Origin of the sequence: Streptomyces sp. NPDC005820, from assembly GCF_040630255.1 — a bacterium.
Classification (GTDB): Bacteria; Actinomycetota; Actinomycetes; order Streptomycetales; family Streptomycetaceae; genus Streptomyces.
This window is the reverse complement of sequence record NZ_JBEXXE010000026.1, coordinates 48,829-66,131: the sequence shown is the minus strand read 5'-3', so window position 1 is coordinate 66,131 and position 17,303 is coordinate 48,829. Positions and strand designations below refer to the sequence as shown.

Here is a 17,303-nt window from a genome sequence, read left to right as displayed (position 1 = left end):
ACGGACGGCTGGGCGCCGCAGAGCTGATCACGCCGTAACCCGCGAAGGCCAGCCGTAGCCCGCGAAGGCCAGTGGACGCCGAAGGGCCGCGCACAATGACGTGCGCGGCCCTTCGGTCCGTCGTGCCGTGTCTTGTCTGGGTCTATCTTGTCTGCCCTGTCTTGTCTGGGTCTGTCTTGTCTCGTCAGCGGACGATCTGTACGTCCTTCGTCACGCTCACCTGGTCGATGTCCGTCGCCCGGATCGTCGTCTTCATCTCCCAGATGCCCTCGATGGGCAGACTGACCTTGTCGGAGGCCCAGTAGCCGCCCTTGTCGACCAGCTTGGCGTCGAGCGGGCCGACGTCCTGGCTGGGGAGGGTGAAGGAGATCCGCAGCTCGGGGACGGTGACGAAACCGCCGTCGGGGCCGTAGACGACGGCCTGGAGGGTGTTGTCGCCGACCGTGCCGGGATCGAGGGTGACCTGCACCTTGCCGCGCAGTCCGGGCTTGCCGAGGTCGAAGGGGACGATCGTCACGGAGGCGACCGGCAGTCCGGCGGACTGCTGGGTCGTCGCCGCCTCGGCCGCCGCCCGGCCCGGCAGGGTGCCCGTCAGGATCGTCGTCAGGACGAGTACGACGACGGAGACGGCGACCTCCAGGAGGACCGACCGCCGCAGTGCGCGGCTGTGGGCGGACTCCGCCGGGGTGAGACGGGGTTCGGCGGACGCCGGTCGCTTCGGCTGCGGCACGGAATGCTCCGGGGACTCCATCACGGGCTGCTCGGCGGAATCCGGCGCCGCCTGCTCGCCAGAATCCCGCGTCGGCTGCTCGGCGGACTCCCGCGCCGACGTTCCGCCCACGGTGGCCTTCTCCAGAACCTTGGCCTTCACGACCTGGCTCTCCGTCGACACCGCCGTCTCCTCCACCGCCTCCTCCGTCCCCACCGTCTGTTCGGTCCGTTCCTTCTGCGGCCGCGTCCTCTCCGTCGTGACCTTCGTCTGTCTCGTCACCGTCGCCCGTGACCACGCCCCGGCCGCCAGCAGCACCGTCACCGCCGCCAGCTTGGCGAGGAGGACCCTGCCGTACGTCGTGTCCGTCAGCGCCGAGACCGAGCCGAGGCCCCGCCAGGACTGGTAGACGCCCGTCACCACGAGGACCGTGACCGAGATCCCGGCCAGCCGGGAGAAACGGGTGACCACGCGGGAGGGGACGGAGGCGCGGGGCAGCAGGGTGAGCAGGGCGACCAGGCCGCCCAGCCAGACCGCCATGGCGAGCAGGTGCAGTACCGAGGAGGTCATCGCCAGCGGGACCTGGATGCCGGCCGAGGCGTGTTCGGCGCCCGCCCAGGTCAGTGCGAGGCCCACCGCGAGGACGGCGCCCAGTACGAGGGCCGCCTTCGACGGCTCGGGGCGGCCGCGCTGTCGTAGGAGCAGGGCCACCGCCGCCGCGAGCAGCAGCAGGCGCGCCAGCAGGGCGAGCCCGGGGCGGCCCTCCACGGTGCGGAGCAGCCCGGAGGGGTCGAGCGCGCCCGCCGGGCCGGTGCCGGCCTCGTAGGGGGCGCGGAGGAAGAACAGGAACACCGTCGAACCGGCCAGCGTCCAGCCGCCGATCAGCAGCGGCCGGCGCAGCGGGCGGGTGTCCGGCGGGCGGCACACGGCGACGAAGGCCGCCGTACCGACGAGGAGGGCCGCGGCGATGTACGCGAGGTAGCGGCCGATGTTGTAGAGGCCGTCGGTCGCCGGGTCCTCGGTGGCGTCGGACGGCAGGACGGCCAGGGTCGGGGAGGCCTTGCCCACGGAGAAGGTGAAGGCGCCCGACACCGGGTGGCTGTCGGCCGAGACCACCCGCCAGGCCACCGTGAAGGTGCCGGTGCCGAGCTTCTTCGGCAGCTTCACCCGCACGCTGTCCGAACGGCCCGTCACATGCCCCGCCTCGCCCAGCTTCACCCGCTGGTTCTCGGGGTCGAGGAGGCGGAAGGAGTCGTCGAGGAGGCCTACCGACTCGGTGAAGGTGAGGGTGATGCTCCGGGGACTGTTCTTGACGACGCTTCCGTCGACGGGGTCGGTGGAGCGGAGGGCCGCATGCGCCGAGGCCGGTCCGCCGCCGAGGAGGAGCAGGACCAGCACGGTGCCCAGCAGCACCAGCCCTTGAAGTCTCCTTCGTCCACTGCCGTGTCGTCCGCCATCGCGCCCTTCGCTCACGTCACCGCTCCGAACCACCCGGATTGCCCGGGACTCGAGTCTCGTGTGCTCGGGGATACATACGGATGGACACGGCATCCTTCTCACCCACTCGGCCCTCTACCAGGTCGGCCGGGCCGACACCCCGCCGTCCACCACCAGGTCATGGCCGGTGATCCAGGACGCCAGCCGTGAGGCCAGGAAAACACAGGCGTCGCCGACGTCCTCCGGGCGGCCCAGCCGGCCGACCGCGACCGCGTCCCGCCACCGCCGCACCCCCTCCGGCCAGGCCTCGGCGAGGCCCTCACGGTCGATCAGTCCGGGCGAGACCGTGTTGACGCGGATGCCGTGGGGGCCGTACTCCAGCGCCGCGGCGCGCGCGTGCATCACGACGGCGGCCTTGGCGGCGGCGTAGTGGGCGTGGCCCTCGGCGGGCATCCGGGCCTCCACCGAGGCGATGTGCGTGACGCTGCCGCCGCCCCGCTCCCGCATGACCTCGGCCGCCGCCTGCGTGACGGCGAACACGCTGGTCAGATTGGTGTCGACGACCGCCCGCCAGTCCGCCACCGGCATCCCGGGCAGCGCCCGCACCGGCTGTACGCCCGCGTTGTTCACCAGCGCGTCGAGCCGGCCGCCGCCCCACTCGGCGGCCCGCGCCACCAGCGCGCGGCACTCGTCCTCGACGGTGAGATCGGCACCCGGCAGGACGACGACCCGCTCGCCGGTCGCTCCGCCGATCTGCTCGGTCTCCTCGGCGATCTCTTTGGCGATCTCCTCGGCGATCTCCTCGGCGAGCGCACGGGCCGCCCCCGTGCTCGTACGGCAGTGCAGGGCCACCGCGGCGCCTTCCTGCGCGAACCGGCGCGCGATGCCGCGTCCGATCCCGCCGCCCGCACCCGTGATCAGGGCCACCCGGCCCGTCAGCAACGTCATGGCCGGCACAGTCCCGCGATCAGCGCGGCCCGGTCCGGATGACGCGCCGTCAGGGTGGTCGCGTCCCCGTGCTCGTAGTCCTCGTAGGTGAAGCCGGGGGCCATGGTGCAGCCGAAGAAGGTCCACGCGCCCCCGGTCCGCGCCCCCATCCAGGTGCGGGCGGGGACCGTGAGCTGCAGATGCTGTCCGCCGAGCACGTCCGGGCCGAGCACGGCCGTGCGGGAGCTGCCGTCGGGGGCGAGGAGCAGCAGCTCCAGCGGGTCGCCGAGGTAGTGGTGCCAGACCTCGTCGGTGGGCAGGCGGTGCAGGGCCGAGAAGTCGCCCGCGGTGAGCAGCGCGACGATCGCGGAACCGGCCGGGCGTCCGTCGGACGCCTCGGGTCCCGCCCAGGTACGGCGGAACAGGCCGCCCTCGCGGGGTATCGGCTCCAGTCGGTAGTGCGCGACGAGATCTTCCGGGGTCAGCGGGACTCTCACCCCGGAAGGCTACGAGAAGGGCGAGGGCTGCGGGAACAGCACCTCGCGGCGCAGGAACGCCAGTTGGGCCTTCTTCTCCGGCAGGTACACGTCCGGCAGGTCGATCTCGGGCAGGGTGACCTGCGGTCCGGCCTCGAAGCCCTGGCGCAGGAAGCGGGTGACGGCCTTCTCGTTGCGGACGTCCGGGTCCACCACGACCCGCCGCCGGTCGAGGCCGAGCAGGACGTACGCGGCGAAGGCCCGCAGCAGCGCCGCCGACCAGCCGGGACGCGCCCCCCGCGCACCGGCGGGCGCGAGCAGCACATGGACGCCGATGTCGCCGGGCTCCACCTCGTAGACCTCGCCGACCCGGTCCTCGGCGGGCTCGTACGTCTGGAGCAGGCCGACCGGGGTGCCGTCCAGTTCGGCGAGGAAGGCGTGGTGGGTGTCGAGGCCGGCCATGTGGGCGTAGATCTCGGCGACCTGGTCCCGGGTCAGACCGTTCATGCCCCAGAACCCGGCCCGTTCCTCGCGCACCCAGCCGTGCACGACGTCCGCGTCGCCCTCGGCGTCGAGGGGGCGGATGCCGACGGCGCCGAAGCCGTCGGCGTACTCCGTGTGGACGTATTTCTCAGCCGCCGACGCAGGCATCGCCTCAGGCATCGCCTCAGCCGCCGACGCAGGCATCGCCTCAGCCGCCGCCTCAGCCATCGCCTCAGCCGCCGCCTCAGCCATCGCCTCAGCCGCCTTCTCAGCGGTCTTCTCAGCCATCGCTCTCCTTCGTCAGCTGTGCCCAGTCGGTGACGACCGGGGCCAGCTCGCCCTTGAGCCACAGGGGCAGCTGGTCGTGGTGGTGGGGGCTGTCGGGGTGGCCGGACGCGCCGAGGGGGACCACCCAGAGGCTGTCCTCGCGGCGGGCCAGGTCCCAGACGTAACGGGCCGCCGGGCCGCGCGCCGCGAGGTCGGTCCAGCCGGGCACGGCCGTGGTGCACAGCACGCAGTCGTGGTCGCCCGAGAGCTCCGGTGCCTCGTACGACGGGTCGGGCAGGGCCCGCCAGGGGGCGAGGCGGTGGGTGTCGCCCCAGCGGGCGGGCGGCTGTACGGCGATCTCCTCGACGGCCTCGCGGACCAGCCGGGGCCGGTCGACGCCGTACAGCTCCTCGGCGCGCAGGAGGTGTTCGAGGGCGAAGCCGATCCGGGGCAGCAGGGCCAGCCAGGGGAGGAGCACCTCGGGGTAGGCGGGCGGGGCGGTGAGGGCGGCGAAGGCCGGGTGGGCGGCGAGGCGGCGGACCACGGCACCGCGCAGGGCCGCGTACCGGGCCGCGTCCTCGCTGTCGGCGTCCATGCGGCGGTTCCAGCGCAGGAGGCGGGCGCGCAGTTCGGCGGCGGGGCCGGTGAGACCGTCGAGGGCGGCGAGGTGGTCGAGGAGCGGTCCGGCGGAGGCGAGGTGGGTGTCCGTGTGGATCGCGGGCATGTCGGTGGCGGACCAGGTGTCCTTCCCGTCCAGCAGGGCGCGGATGCGGTCGGCGCGGTGCGGCGGGGCGAACTCGACGCCCAGGGGAGCGGCCGGGCCGCGCTGGTTGGCCATGACCGCGACGCCGTCGGTGAGGCCGGCGCGGGGCGTCTCGTGCCAGCCGGTCCACTCGTGGCCGGGCTCCCAGGCGGGCACCAGCCGGATGCCGTTGGCCTCGGCGCGCACGGGCACCCGGCCCGCGACCCGGTGCAGCAGACCGCCCTCGGTGTCGGCGGCCTGGACGACGTTGACCGGCTCGGCCCAGAGGTCGAGGGCGGCGTCCACGTCGGCGACGCGGCGGGCCCGCAGGAGGGGGAGCAGGGCGCCGAAGCCGAGGTCCTCGGTGACACGGGGCGGGTAGCGGAGGGCGAGGGCCAAGGGGACGGTCGGGTCGCAGGACGGAAACGCTTCCTGCGGGGGATCCGTCACCCCGCTCTCCAGCCCTTCCGGCCCCCCGGCGATCACCGGCCCCCGGTCGGTCTCGATCACCTCCACCTCGACCGGCTCCTCCCCGGCCACCTCGACGGTCTCGGTGTGCCGGGCGGCGCGGCGCCAGACGCCGTCCGGGCCGAGGGCCTCGACGCCGGCGCCGGTGCGGCGCAGACGTTCGCGGTAGAGGTCCTGGTAATCGGCCATGGCGTTGGTGATGGCCCAGGCGACCGTGCCGGTGTGCCCGAAGTGGGCGATGCCGGGGACGCCGGGCACGGCGAGCCCGACGACGTCGAACTCCGGGCAGGCGAGCCGGATCTGCTGGTAGACGCCGGGGTCCTCGATGAACCGGTGCGGATCGCCGGCGATGACCGCCTGCCCGGTGACGGTCCGGGCGCCGCTCACCAGCCAGCCGTTGCTGCCGGAGGTGCCGGGGCCGTCGGTGGCGAACAGGCCGACCGCGTCGGGGCCGAGGTGCCGTACGGCCTCCTCGCGCCACAGCTTGGCGGGGAACCCGGCGAACAGGAGGTGGACGGAGAGCCAGACCGCGAGCGGGGTCCAGGGCTCCCAGCGGCCGGGAGCGAGCCCGACCCGGGTGAACTCGGGGGTGACGTGGAGCCCTTCGTTGACGCCGTCGACGTACGCCCGTACCCACGCGGCGGTCTCCGGGTCCTCGCGCTCCAGCCGGGCGTGACAGCGGCGGGCGGTGTCGGCGAGGCGGGCCCGGCGGGCGAGGACGTCCCAGGCGACGGCCTCCGGGCCGAGGAAGGAGGCGGAGGTGCCCTGGGCGCGGTGCCGTTCGACCTCCAGCTGCCAGGCGCGGTCGCGGGCCGTGACCAGGCCCTGGGCGCGGGCGAGTGCGCGGGCGTCGGCCGCGCGCAGATGCGGGACGCCCCACGCGTCTCTGTGGATCTCGGTCGTCACGTCGTCACCCTGTGGCCCTTCTGTGACAGGGATTTGGCTTTAGGTTAGCCTTACCTAATCAATCGGTGCAGGAATCGTACGCGAGGGGTGAAGGGGCCATGGCGCAGGGGCGGGGCTGGGAGGGCGCGGTCCTCCGGCTGATGCGGGCGAAGGACTTCACGCTGACCGTGACCGGCGCGCAGGACGTCACTCCGCGCTTCCGTCGGGTGCACCTCAGCGACGGCGGGCTGCTCGCCGCGACCGGGGTCCACCCGACGATGTGGGTACGGCTGTGGTTCGACAACGCGGGCCGGCCGCACCAGCGGGCGTACACCCTGGTCGACCCCGATCCGGCGGCCGGCGCCTTCTCGCTGGAGTTCGCCCTGCACGAGGGCGCGGCGAGCGACTGGGCGCGGGCGGCGCGGCCCGGCGACACCGTCGAGGCGACCGTCCAGGGCACCGCCTTCGCACCGCCCGCCCCCGCGCCGGGCCATGTCCTCGCGATCGGCGATCCGGCCTCCCTGCCCGCGATCAACTCCCTGCTGGACGCGCTGGGCCCGGCCCCGGCGACCGTCTGGTTCGAGGGCGCGCCGGACGGCCTCCCCTTCCGCACCGACCCCACCCGGCACGAGCTGCGGCACGTCCCGCGCGCGGAGCTGATCGAGCGGGTCCGCGCCGAGCTGCCCGCACTGCTCACGACCACCGAACACCCGTACGTCTGGATAACCTGCGACACCCGCACCACCCGCACACTCGCGACATACGCCCGCAAGGAACTCGGCGTCCCCAAGGACCGACTGCACGCACTGGGGTACTGGCGCGCGGACTGAGGGGGGTGGGTGCGGGGGTATGGGCGGCGCGGGGCGAGCGAGGGCGGACACCCGGGGCAGCGACGGCCCGGGGCAAGCGAGGCGGATGCCGGGGCGTCGGCGCGGGGCGAGCGAGGGCGGATGCCGGGGCGTCGGCGGCGGCGCGAGGCGGGCAAGGGCGGACAACCGGGGCAGCAGCGGCGGCGGCCCGGGGCAAGCGAGGGCGGACACCGGGGCGGCGGCAGCCCGGGGCAAACGAGGCGGACACCGGGGGCAGCGGCGGCGGCCCGGGGCAAGCAAGGCGGACACCCGGGGCAGCGACGGCGGCCCGGGGCAAGCAAGGCGGACACCCGGGGCAGCGACGGCGGCGCGGGGCGAGCGAGGCTGATGCCCGGGGCAGCGACGGCGGCCCGGGGCAAGCAAGGCAGACACCCGGGGCAGCGGCGGCGGCCCGGGGCGAGCAAGGCGGATGCCGGGGGACCGGCGCGCGGGGCCGGGGGCGGCAAGGGATCATCGACGCATGGACGTCACCCTTCACCTCGCCCAGGACCCCGAGGCCGACGAGCTGCTCGGCCGTTCCCCGTTGGCCGCGCTGGTCGGGATGCTGCTGGACCAGCAGGTCCCGATGGAGTGGGCGTTCAAGGGCCCCCGTACGATCGCCGACCGCCTCGGCGCCGACGACCTGGACGCGCACGACATCGCCGCCCAGGATCCGGAGGCCTTCGCCGCGCTGCTCTCCGACAAGCCGGCCGTGCACCGCTACCCGGGCTCCATGGCCAAGCGCATCCAGCAGCTGTGCCAGTACCTCGTCGAGCACTACGACGGTGACCCCGAGGCCCTCTGGAAGGACGCCCGCACCGGCAAGGAACTGCTGAAACGGCTGGAGGAGCTGCCCGGTTTCGGCAAGCAGAAGGCCCAGATCTTCCTGGCCCTGCTCGGCAAACAGCTCGGCGTCCGGCCCGACGGCTGGCAGGAGGCCGCGGGCTCGTACGGCGAGCCGAAGTCCTTCCGGTCCGTCGCCGACATCACCGGCCCGGAATCGCTGACGAAGGTGCGGGCGCACAAGCAGGAGATGAAGGCGGCGGCCAAGGCGGCGAAGACCGCCAAGAAGTAGGGGCGTCCGGGGGGCGCGCGGAGCCGGAAAGGCGCCGTCCGCCGAACGGGTGCATCTCGCCTCCGCCGTGCTGAACCACGGGCGTGTCGCGGGCAGATGACCCTCCATGAGCACCGCAGCGCACCTCCCCCGCAGCCGCACCTGGCTGCGCGTGCTCGTGCCGCTGCTCGCCCTGCTCATCCTGCTTGTCCCGGGCGCACCCGCCGAGGTCTCCGCCGCGCCCGTCGTCGCCGGCGAGACCGTCGAGTACGACGCCGTGGACACCGCCGTCCGCCCCTCCCCCTGCGCCCGGCGCGCCGCCGCACCCCTGTGCCCCGCACCCCGGCCGGCCCCGGCGCCGGGCGCACCGGCCCCGCGACCGCGGCCCGCCCCGCCCGGGACGCCGTACGCCCCGCACACCCTGCGCACCGTGGTCCTGCGCTGCTGACCGACGCCCCCACCAGGTCCGTCAGCACGACGCAAGGAGCACAGCCATGCCCACCGACCCCTACGCCGTCCTGCGCGCCCTGCTGCGCGCGGAGGCCGCCCGCAGCACCGCACCGAAACCGCAGGTGAAGAAGGCCGAGCAGGAGCGGCCGCCCGTGGCGCAACAGGACCGCTGACCGGTCCGCGGAGGCGGGGCCGGTGAGCCACCGCCTCCGCCGGGCCGTACCGAAGAGGGAACGGGTGAGGGGAACGGGTGATCTCGCGGGTGTCCCGGGCCGGCCGCCCGTTCCTCGAACGCCGATTCTCTGTCCACAGCCTGTGCATATCGTTCGCCCCTCCCGGCCGAAGGTCTTCACGGCGGCCTCGAGGACCCTTCGGGAGCTGCGTGACGAAGAACACGCCGCCCCCTTTCGAGCGAATCACGGCCCAGGCCACGGCCCGCCCGCCGTCCCTTTCTCGCCGACTTCACCCGCCCACCCCCACACCCGGTCACTCGACGTACCCGCACCGAGAGCTGCTCCGCGATCAGCTGGAGCGTCTCGGTGACGCGGACCCGGCCGCGATCCCGTCGGCGCCTCGCACCGGCAGACCTCTCCCTCCCGTTTTGCCCCTGTTCATCATGGCTTTTCCGACGTCGCACTCGGCCGCCATGGCTGCGCCCGGAAGGTCTGGGCCGGTAGGCTTTCCGTGTGATCTTCAAGCGCATCGGAAACGGCAGGCCGTACCCCGACCACGGCCGGGAAAGCACCCGGCAGTGGGCGGACGTCGCGCCGCGCCCGGTCCGCCTCGATCAGCTGGTGACCACCAAGCAGCAGCTCGACCTGGAGACCCTGCTCGCCGAGGACTCGACCTTCTACGGCGACCTCTTCGCGCATGTCGTGAAGTGGCAGGGCGACCTCTACCTGGAGGACGGGCTGCACCGCGCGGTGCGGGCGGCGCTCCAGCAGCGTCAGGTGCTGCACGCGCGTGTCCTCGAGCTGGACTGAGGCACCGCTCAGGCCGTTCCCGCCGCGCTCCGGCGTGAGCGGGGTTGGCCCTTTCGGGTTCTTTACCCCGCCCCCGGGCGATGTCGGATGATCGTTTATTAGTCACGGCCGCCCGGGCGCACTACGCTGCGCCCATGAGCATGCTGACTCCCCCCGGCATGGGCGGCAAGTACCGGATCACGGGGGACAAGTACCCCCGCATGCGCCGTCGACGACGGCGCGGCAGGCTCGTCGTCGTGGTCGTCGCCTGCGGTGCCGCGCTCGGCGTGGCCGGCTGGGGCACGCTGCAGCTCATCGACGTCTTCACCGGGGGCGGAGGGACGGCCTCCGCTGCCGGTTCCAAGGCGTCCTGCGCGGTGAAGTCGGCCAAGGCGAGCCCCTCGGCCTCCGCCTCCCCGGCCGCGCTGCCCAGGCCCGCGCAGATCACGGTGAACGTCCTCAACGCCACCACCCGCGGCGGGCTCGCCAAGACCACCGCCGATCAGCTGGAGAAGCGCGGCTTCAAGATCGGCGAGGTGGGCAACGCGCCCAAGGAGTACGACAAGAAGGTCACCGGCGCGGCACTGCTGCTCGGGCCGACCGCCTCGCTCAACACCTCGCTGTCGGTGCTGTCCACGCAGGTCGGCGGCGCCGAGCGGCGGGCCGACGCGGGGCGCAAGGGGGCCGAGGTCGATCTGATCATCGGCAACGGGTTCCAGGCACTCAGCAGCGAGGCCGAGGCGGCGAAGGCGTTGAACGCGCTGGTGTCGCCACAGCCGACGGCGACCACGAAGAAGGCCTGCTAGCGCTTCGGGGCCGTTTGTAGGAGTGCGGGCCGGTTGTGGCCGGTGGCGCCCACGCGGCGGAGCCGCATGTCGCTACAGCCCCGCGCCCCTTGTGGAGCCGGGCCCACGGCCCGGGCTCCACAGCGGCCCTCCTACTCCGCCGCGCCGTAGAGGCGGTCGCCCGCGTCGCCCAGGCCCGGGACGATGTAGCCGTGGTTGTTGAGGTGGTCGTCGACGGCCGCGGTCACGACCGTCACCGGGGTGCCGGCGAGTTCGCGCTCCATGAGCTCGACGCCCTCGGGCGCGGCCAGCAGCACCACCGCGGTCACATCGTCGGCGCCGCGCTTGATCAGCTCGCGGATCGCCGCGACCAGGGTGCCGCCGGTGGCCAGCATCGGGTCGAGGACGTACACCTGGCGGCCGGAGAGGTCCTCCGGCATGCGCGTGGCGTACGTGGACGCCTCCAGCGTCTTCTCGTTGCGGATCATGCCCAGGAAGCCCACCTCGGCGGTCGGCAGCAGGCGGACCATGCCGTCCAGCATGCCGAGGCCCGCGCGCAGGATCGGGACGACCAGCGGACGCGGGTGGGAGAGCTTCACCCCGGTGGTCTCGGCGACCGGCGTGACGATGTCGACCTGCTCGGTGCGCACGTCACGCGTGGCCTCGTAGGCGAGCAGGGTGACCAGTTCGTCGGCCAGGCGGCGGAAGGTCGCGGAGTCCGTGCGGCGGTCGCGCAGCGTGGTGAGCTTGTGGGCGACCAGGGGGTGGTCGACGACGTGGAGACGCATGTCCACAACAGTAACCGGGCGCGACCCGCCCGGCGCCCCCGCACTCGCTGAGCCGGCTTGGGCCGTTCGCCGGGCATCAAACCGCCCGAGCGGGGGAAAGTGGTGGGAACGGACCCGGGGTGGTGAAGCCTGTGCCTGACCTGCCGAAGCGCGACGCGCCGGAGCCGACCGAGCTCTCGGGCGCGCCGCGGGAGACCGAAGCCGAGCGCCGTCGGCGCCGCGACCGCTTCCTGCGCGAGCTCGCGGAGGCCCGTGAACTACGCGACCGGGTCCAGCCCCGACGCGCCAGGACCGCCCGTCTGCGTCATGCGATGCGCATGCGCACATTCCGCTGGTAGCCGAACGATCCCGTCCTGCGCATACGGCACTTGGGACGTTCGGGGAAGATCGCCACCGTCACGGGTGGCGCCGGGGGGTGGGCGTGCGTGGGCGCACGGGAAAGCCGCGTACGATCCGCAGTGGCCGCAACGAGTGTGCTGGTGAGTTGCCTGCGGACGTAGTCACGGACGTGCGAGCAAAACCACCGGACACAGGGAGCCGAAGACGTCCCCTGAACGCCTTGTTTCTGCCACGATTCCGAGTGGGTGGGGCTCGGAGCACAGCTCTCTCCGCCCGTAACCTCCGCCGGGGGGACCCCCAACCGGCACGCCTATGACCAGTGGGAGAGTCACGGTGTACTTCGCCGCACTGCTCGCGCGCACCGAAGACGGGTGGGAAGCGAGCGACACAGAGATCGACGATGTGGAGACCCTGTCGGATCTGGCCGACCTGGCCCGGGAAGCCACTCCCGACGAGGACACGGTGCTCGTGCTCATCGAGCAGGAGGACTCGTGGTTCGGTGTCGTCCGCATCGATGGCGAGGAAGACCCTCGCATCTACGTCTCCGACGCCGCTGCCGCCGCCCGCAGCTCGTACGGCGAGCTGCTGCTCACCGACGAACTGCTCGGAAGGGAGCCGGGAGACGACGACGACCTGGACTCCCTCGACCTCGACGGCACTGAGGACGGAGAGGACGAGGACGATGCCGGTGGCGCCGACGGCGCCACCGGTTCCGGCGAGGCCGTGCCGCACGGCCCGGTCGGCGACGCCGCGATCCTCGACGACCTCGGCGTCAGCGAGAAGGAGCTGAAGTCGCTGTCCGAGGACGCCCTCAGCGAGATCGCCGACGCCCTGGGCGCCTCGGAGGTCCTGGAGACCGTCCGCTGACCGCAGCCGAGGCGCCGCCGGACCCGGTACGCGATCCCTGGCGGGCCGCCATGCGGCTCGCCCTGGACGAGGCCCGGCTGGCCGTCCGGGGCGGGGACGTCCCGGTCGGCGCCGTGCTGCTGGCCCCTGACGGCACGACGGTCCTCGCGGCCGGCCACAACGAACGCGAGGCCGGCGGCGACCCCACGGCCCACGCGGAGGTCCTCGCCGTCCGGCGGGCGGCCGCGCGGCTCGGCGAGTGGCGGCTGACCGGCTGCACGCTCGTCGTCACGCTGGAGCCGTGCACGATGTGCGCGGGCGCGATCGTGCAGTCCCGGGTGGACCGGGTCGTCTACGGCGCCCGCGACGACAAGGCGGGCGCGGTCGGCTCCCTGTGGGACGTCGTCCGCGACCGGCGGCTCAACCACCGGCCCGAGGTGGTCGAGGGCGTCCTCGCCGACGAGTGCGCGGGACTCCTCACGGAGTTCTTCCGCACCCGCTGACTACATCGCTGACGACCTCCTCGAATACCGATTTCAAACCACGCCCCGGCGTGCTGTAAGGTCTCCCTCGGTAGCGTGTCCGAGCGGCCGAAGGAGCTCGCCTCGAAAGCGAGTGTGGCGCAAGTCACCGAGGGTTCAAATCCCTCCGCTACCGCGCTTGAGCGAAGGGCTCGGTCCGCTGGACCGGGCCCTTCGCCGTGTCGGCTATCGGCTTCTTGCCGAAGTAGGTCCAGAGCAGGGCGGCGCAGACCGAGCCGTGGAGCAGGATCAGCAGCCACAGCAGCTTGGGCAGGAACCGCACGCGCTCACCGGGGGTGCGGATGCAGTCGATCAGCGCCCACAGCGTGATGGCGGCGACCAGGACGATCAGGACGAGGGTCGGCAGGTCCATCAGGTGCAGCATGTGTCGTCTCCCTTACTGGGGCAGTGGCCCGGTTCTGCGTTTCACCCCCTCATCGGACGAGGCCTGCCGATCGGTTCACGGATGCGCGAAAAAAAATCACGAGCACGCCGCACCCGCTCAAAAGCGGTGCGTAAATCGCACTTACGGTTACACTCGCCGCCGTCAACAGGGGCCTCAGCGGCCACGACAGGGGAGGCCAGGTGGCGGTGAACGCCAAGAAGATCGCCGTCTACATACTCGTGGTCTTCGCGCTGTACGTGATCATCACGGACCCGTCCCGAGCGGCGGACTACGTCCAGATAGGCTTCGAGGGCATATCGGACGCCGCCAAGGCCATCGGCGACTTCTTCACCTGGCTCGCCAACGGGGCCCACTGACGGCGAGCCCAGCAGCACGCATCGGGAGTGCCCATGATCCGCCACCTGGTCCTGTTCAAGCTGAACGAGGGCGTCGAGCGCGACGACCCCCGTGTCGTCGCGGGTGAGGCGGCCTTCCGGGCGCTCGGCGGGCAGATCGGGGAGCTGGCCTTCTGGGAGCTGGGCTGGAACATCAGCGAGCGGCCCATCGCCTACGACTTCGCGATCAACTCGGCGGTCGAGGACGCGGACGCCCTGAAGCGGTACCTCGAGCACCCGGCGCACCAGGCGGGCGTCGCCCTGTGGCGGGAGTTCGCCACCTGGGTGGTCGCCGACTACGAGTTCTGAGCCGCGCCCCCCGGACAGGAGAGCCCCCCGCCGGACGGCGGGGGGCTCTCGCGTGTCCTATGCCCCAACTTCTCCCTCAACACGGTGTTATGGGGTGCTTGCACACAGTGCACATGTCTTGTGATGCTATGACCGCTTTTGACGGATGAGTTGACCGATGTTGTTGACCTGACTAAGAGGTGGCGTTGACCGTGTCGGCCAGTACTGCGCCGCCTCAGGAAGAGGCACCGGCCCCGGGCCCCGAGCGGCGCCGGGGCGCCGACACCCGGGCGCTCACCCAGGTGCTCTTCGCCGAGCTCAAGGAGCTCCAGCCGGGCAGCCCGGAGCACAACCGGGTCCGCGGGGCGCTCATCGAGGCGAACCTCCCGCTCGTGCGCTACGCGGCCGCCCGCTTCCGCTCCCGCAACGAGCCGATGGAGGACGTCGTCCAGGTCGGCACCATCGGGCTGATCAACGCCATCGACCGCTTCGACCCGGACCGGGGCGTGCAGTTCCCGACCTTCGCGATGCCGACCGTCGTCGGCGAGATCAAGCGCTACTTCCGGGACAACGTCCGCACGGTCCACGTACCGCGCCGGCTGCACGAGCTGTGGGTGCAGGTGAACAGCGCGACCGAGGACCTGACCACCGCCTTCGGCCGCACCCCGACCACCGCCGAGATCGCCGAGCGGCTGCGCATCGGCGAGGACGAGGTCCTGTCCTGCATCGAGGCGGGGCGCTCGTACCACGCGACCTCCCTGGAGGCCGCGCAGGAGGGCGACGGGCTGCCGGGCCTGCTGGACCGCCTGGGCTACGAGGACCCGGCCCTGGACGGCGTCGAACACCGCGACCTCGTCCGCCATCTCCTCGTCCAGCTCCCGGAACGCGAACAGAGAATCCTTCTGCTGCGCTATTACAGCAATCTCACGCAGTCTCAGATCAGCGCGGAACTCGGCGTCTCACAGATGCACGTTTCCCGGCTACTCGCGCGTAGCTTCCAGCGACTGCGTTCCGCGAATCGCATCGAGGCCTGACGAAACACGGGGACGCGGGAGCACGGCCGTATGCACAGGCGCACAGGTGGGGCGCACGCATAGGGCGCACGGCTCTGGTTACGTCATCCGATGGGGGATCGCAAGCAAGAGCGAGAAGTCACCGGTGAGAGCGAATCCCCCACTGGGGAACTTCCCGACATAACTGCGCTGAAATACCGTCACACCCCCTGTTTCCAGGGCTGATTCGTCACTGTGATGTCGACATGTCACTACAGCGTGTTGCCGACATGTGACATTCTCCTGGAAGCGCGTTTGCCAGGGCTTCGGCTCCGGTATTCAGGTGAAGGCTGACGTTCTCCACTGGCGGAGAACGAACGCCGCGACCGTCCCGCGACCCAAAGGGGGTGGCATGTCCGCAGACCAGGGCAGCTCGAAGGTGCTCACGCTCACGAAGAGCGAGGCCGAGCCCGTCACGCCTGTCGAGCCCGACGTGCTCGACGACGTCACGGCCCTCGAGGCCGCGCCGGCTCCGGCCCTCCCGTCCTCCGGTGCCATCGACACCCGCACCCTGTCCCGCTCCCTGTTCCTGCGACTGGCCGCACTCGACGAGAACAGCCCCGAACGGGTCTACGTCCGGGACACCCTCATCGAGCTCAACCTCCCGCTCGTCCGCTACGCCGCCGCCCGCTTCCGCTCGCGCAACGAGCCGATGGAGGACATCGTCCAGGTCGGCACGATCGGGCTCATCAAGGCGATCGACCGCTTCGACTGCGAACGCGGCGTGGAGTTCCCGACGTTCGCGATGCCGACGGTCGTGGGCGAGATCAAGCGCTTCTTCCGCGACACCTCGTGGTCCGTCCGCGTCCCGCGCCGGCTGCAGGAGCTGCGCCTGGCCCTCACCAAGGCCAGCGACGAGCTCTCCCAGAAGCTGGACCGCTCGCCGACGGTCGCCGAACTCGCCGCGGCCCTCGGCGTCTCCGAGGAGGACGTGGTCGACGGCCTCGCCGTCGGCAACGCGTACACGGCCTCCTCGCTGGACTCCCCGGCGCCCGAGGACGACGGCGGCGAGGGCTCCCTGGCCGACCGCCTCGGCTACGAGGACACGGCGCTGGAGGGCGTGGAGTACCGGGAGTCACTGAAGCCCCTGCTCGCGAAGCTCCCGCCGCGTGAGCGCCGCATCATCATGCTGCGCTTCTTCGCCAACATGACGCAGTCCCAGATCGGCGAGGAGGTCGGCATCTCGCAGATGCACGTCTCCCGCCTCCTGACCCGGACCCTGGCCCAGCTGCGCGAGGGCCTGATCTCGGACTGAGCCCCGGGGGTTCCTTCCTGACGCACCGTCACACGGAACTCCGGCGCGATCACGCGGCCGTCGGCACACCCTGCGGGGCTGGCCGGCGGCCGTCGCCGTCGGGGCGGGCGCGGCGCGCATCGCCGGGGCGTACGTCGGCGCGGCGGGAGCGGTGGGCTTCCTCGGGGTGTACGACGGCGGCCGTTACGGCGCGGTGGCATCCTCGCGGCCTACGACGGCGGCTACGGCGCGGCGGGCATCCGCGGGGTGTACGACGACGGCAGGTGCGGCGGAGGGGCACGGCGCGGCGGGCATCCTCGGGGGCCTACGACGGCGGCCGGCGCGCGGAGGCTGCGGCGTGGGTGGCGCGGCGGGCGAGGGGGTGCCGCGGGAGCGGGCGCCGGAGGTGAGGTCCGGCGGGTGCTCGCGGGGGCGTACGGATGGCGCAGGCCGGTGAGCCGACGAGCAGCGCGCCCATCGGGCCGAGCGCCCCGGCCGTCCTCATCACGAGCGAGCCCGTGCCGCACCCCGCCGACCACCGTCCGTTGGTGCGAGGACGTGACGCCGATCTTCCGCAACCCCGGCGGCGCGCCGGTGCGTTCGGGCACGGGCGCGTTCGGGACGCGCGTCATCGACGCCCTCGGCATCGACTGGTCCGCCGTCGAGTCGACGGAACCACGGCCCACGCCGATCGGCCCAGGCACCCGCAAGGAGCGGACCTGGGCGGTGTGGGACCGCCGGGTTACTTCAGCGCCAGCCAGGCGACCGCCGCCACGATCGCCACCGCGGCGATGATGCCGACGATCAGGCCGATGCGGGGGCCGGCCGGCGCGGGCGCCTGACGGGAGGTGGCCTGGGGGCCGCCCTCGTCGACGAACGCGCGGAACATCTGGGTGCTGCCGGCGGGGTCGTAGTTGCCCTGCGGGCCCTGCGTGTTAGCCATGGCCCGAGACACTAGCGAA

General features: G+C 72.6%; 21 protein-coding genes and 1 tRNA gene. 14 read left to right on the top strand and 8 right to left on the bottom strand.

Annotation, left to right across the window (positions count from 1 at the left end; all coding sequences use genetic code 11):
• Nucleotides 1–184 precede the first annotated feature (184 nt).
• From ABZ464_RS29730 to ABZ464_RS29710, 5 genes are all read right to left on the bottom strand, one after another.
• Entirely contained in the window at nt 185–2,122 is a 1,938-nt protein-coding gene (locus ABZ464_RS29730) for a copper resistance protein CopC (RefSeq protein WP_359281610.1), read from the bottom strand.
• Between the two features lie 159 nt (nt 2,123–2,281).
• A complete protein-coding gene (locus tag ABZ464_RS29725; protein ID WP_359281609.1) occupies nt 2,282–3,094 on the bottom strand; it encodes an SDR family oxidoreductase in 813 nt (270 codons plus the stop codon).
• On the bottom strand, nt 3,091–3,558 hold the full coding sequence (locus tag ABZ464_RS29720) for a cupin domain-containing protein (RefSeq protein WP_359281756.1): 468 nt from the start codon (nt 3,556–3,558) through the stop codon (nt 3,091–3,093). The genes ABZ464_RS29725 and ABZ464_RS29720 overlap by 4 nt, the downstream gene beginning before the upstream one ends.
• 21 nt (nt 3,559–3,579) lie before the next feature.
• Nucleotides 3,580–4,212, bottom strand: coding sequence for a GNAT family N-acetyltransferase (locus ABZ464_RS29715; RefSeq protein WP_359281753.1), 633 nt, complete (start codon nt 4,210–4,212; stop codon nt 3,580–3,582).
• A 100-nt stretch (nt 4,213–4,312) separates the two neighbouring features.
• Nucleotides 4,313–6,415, bottom strand: a complete 2,103-nt coding sequence (locus tag ABZ464_RS29710; RefSeq protein ID WP_359281606.1) for a penicillin acylase family protein — start codon at nt 6,413–6,415, stop codon at nt 4,313–4,315.
• 98 nt (nt 6,416–6,513) lie between these two features.
• On the opposite strand from ABZ464_RS29710, the gene ABZ464_RS29705 reads away from it, so the two are divergent.
• The 6 genes from ABZ464_RS29705 (at nt 6,514) to ABZ464_RS29680 (ending at nt 10,514) form a co-directional block, all read left to right on the top strand.
• Nucleotides 6,514–7,224 carry a siderophore-interacting protein gene (locus ABZ464_RS29705; RefSeq protein ID WP_359281604.1) on the top strand — a complete coding sequence of 237 codons (711 nt, stop codon included), beginning with the start codon at nt 6,514–6,516 and terminating at the stop codon, nt 7,222–7,224.
• 499 nt (nt 7,225–7,723) lie between these two features.
• The gene (locus ABZ464_RS29700; protein WP_359281601.1) at nt 7,724–8,317 is read left to right on the top strand and encodes an HhH-GPD-type base excision DNA repair protein; all 594 of its coding nucleotides are present in this window, start codon (nt 7,724–7,726) and stop codon (nt 8,315–8,317) included.
• Nucleotides 8,318–8,423: 106 nt separating this feature from the next.
• Complete coding sequence (locus tag ABZ464_RS29695; RefSeq protein ID WP_359281599.1) at nt 8,424–8,744, top strand: hypothetical protein; 321 nt, start codon at nt 8,424–8,426, stop codon at nt 8,742–8,744.
• A 46-nt stretch (nt 8,745–8,790) separates the two neighbouring features.
• A complete protein-coding gene (locus tag ABZ464_RS29690) occupies nt 8,791–8,919 on the top strand; it encodes a hypothetical protein (protein WP_359281597.1) in 129 nt (42 codons plus the stop codon).
• A gap of 513 nt (nt 8,920–9,432) precedes the next feature.
• Nucleotides 9,433–9,729 carry a type II toxin-antitoxin system VapB family antitoxin gene (locus ABZ464_RS29685; protein ID WP_004943146.1) on the top strand — a complete coding sequence of 99 codons (297 nt, stop codon included), beginning with the start codon at nt 9,433–9,435 and terminating at the stop codon, nt 9,727–9,729.
• A 134-nt stretch (nt 9,730–9,863) separates the two neighbouring features.
• Nucleotides 9,864–10,514, top strand: coding sequence for a LytR C-terminal domain-containing protein (locus ABZ464_RS29680; RefSeq protein ID WP_359281595.1), 651 nt, complete (start codon nt 9,864–9,866; stop codon nt 10,512–10,514).
• Nucleotides 10,515–10,645: 131 nt separating this feature from the next.
• On the opposite strand, the gene upp is transcribed toward ABZ464_RS29680, so the two are convergent.
• Nucleotides 10,646–11,281, bottom strand: coding sequence for a uracil phosphoribosyltransferase (gene upp / locus ABZ464_RS29675; protein ID WP_359281592.1), 636 nt, complete (start codon nt 11,279–11,281; stop codon nt 10,646–10,648).
• Between the two features lie 131 nt (nt 11,282–11,412).
• Here upp and ABZ464_RS29670 point away from each other — a divergent pair, with 131 nt between their 5' ends.
• From ABZ464_RS29670 to ABZ464_RS29655, 4 genes are all read left to right on the top strand, one after another.
• Complete coding sequence (locus ABZ464_RS29670) at nt 11,413–11,619, top strand: hypothetical protein (RefSeq protein ID WP_359281591.1); 207 nt, start codon at nt 11,413–11,415, stop codon at nt 11,617–11,619.
• Nucleotides 11,620–11,953: 334 nt separating this feature from the next.
• On the top strand, nt 11,954–12,487 hold the full coding sequence (locus tag ABZ464_RS29665) for a hypothetical protein (protein ID WP_359281751.1): 534 nt from the start codon (nt 11,954–11,956) through the stop codon (nt 12,485–12,487).
• A 50-nt stretch (nt 12,488–12,537) separates the two neighbouring features.
• Complete coding sequence (tadA, locus tag ABZ464_RS29660; protein WP_359281588.1) at nt 12,538–12,969, top strand: tRNA adenosine(34) deaminase TadA; 432 nt, start codon at nt 12,538–12,540, stop codon at nt 12,967–12,969.
• Nucleotides 12,970–13,038: 69 nt separating this feature from the next.
• Nucleotides 13,039–13,123: transfer RNA gene (locus ABZ464_RS29655), tRNA-Ser, on the top strand.
• Here the strand turns inward: ABZ464_RS29655 and ABZ464_RS29650 are convergent.
• Nucleotides 13,118–13,372 (bottom strand): hypothetical protein, encoded by a 255-nt coding sequence (locus tag ABZ464_RS29650; protein ID WP_359281585.1) that lies wholly within the window; start codon nt 13,370–13,372, stop codon nt 13,118–13,120. The genes ABZ464_RS29655 and ABZ464_RS29650 overlap by 6 nt on opposite strands.
• Nucleotides 13,373–13,572: 200 nt before the next feature.
• Between ABZ464_RS29650 and ABZ464_RS29645 the strand changes: the two genes are divergently transcribed.
• From ABZ464_RS29645 to ABZ464_RS29630, 4 genes are all read left to right on the top strand, one after another.
• Nucleotides 13,573–13,749, top strand: coding sequence for a hypothetical protein (locus tag ABZ464_RS29645; RefSeq protein WP_099054080.1), 177 nt, complete (start codon nt 13,573–13,575; stop codon nt 13,747–13,749).
• A 33-nt stretch (nt 13,750–13,782) separates the two neighbouring features.
• Nucleotides 13,783–14,076: a Dabb family protein gene (locus ABZ464_RS29640; RefSeq protein ID WP_359281582.1), complete on the top strand. Its 294-nt coding sequence runs from the start codon at nt 13,783–13,785 to the stop codon at nt 14,074–14,076.
• A gap of 179 nt (nt 14,077–14,255) precedes the next feature.
• Nucleotides 14,256–15,089, top strand: coding sequence for an RNA polymerase sigma factor SigF (locus ABZ464_RS29635; protein ID WP_359281580.1), 834 nt, complete (start codon nt 14,256–14,258; stop codon nt 15,087–15,089).
• 370 nt (nt 15,090–15,459) lie between these two features.
• Complete coding sequence (locus ABZ464_RS29630; protein WP_359281578.1) at nt 15,460–16,362, top strand: RNA polymerase sigma factor SigF; 903 nt, start codon at nt 15,460–15,462, stop codon at nt 16,360–16,362.
• 721 nt (nt 16,363–17,083) lie between these two features.
• Here ABZ464_RS29630 and ABZ464_RS29625 read toward each other — a convergent pair.
• Nucleotides 17,084–17,284 (bottom strand): hypothetical protein, encoded by a 201-nt coding sequence (locus ABZ464_RS29625; protein WP_359281575.1) that lies wholly within the window; start codon nt 17,282–17,284, stop codon nt 17,084–17,086.
• Between the last annotated feature and the right edge of the window lie 19 nt (nt 17,285–17,303).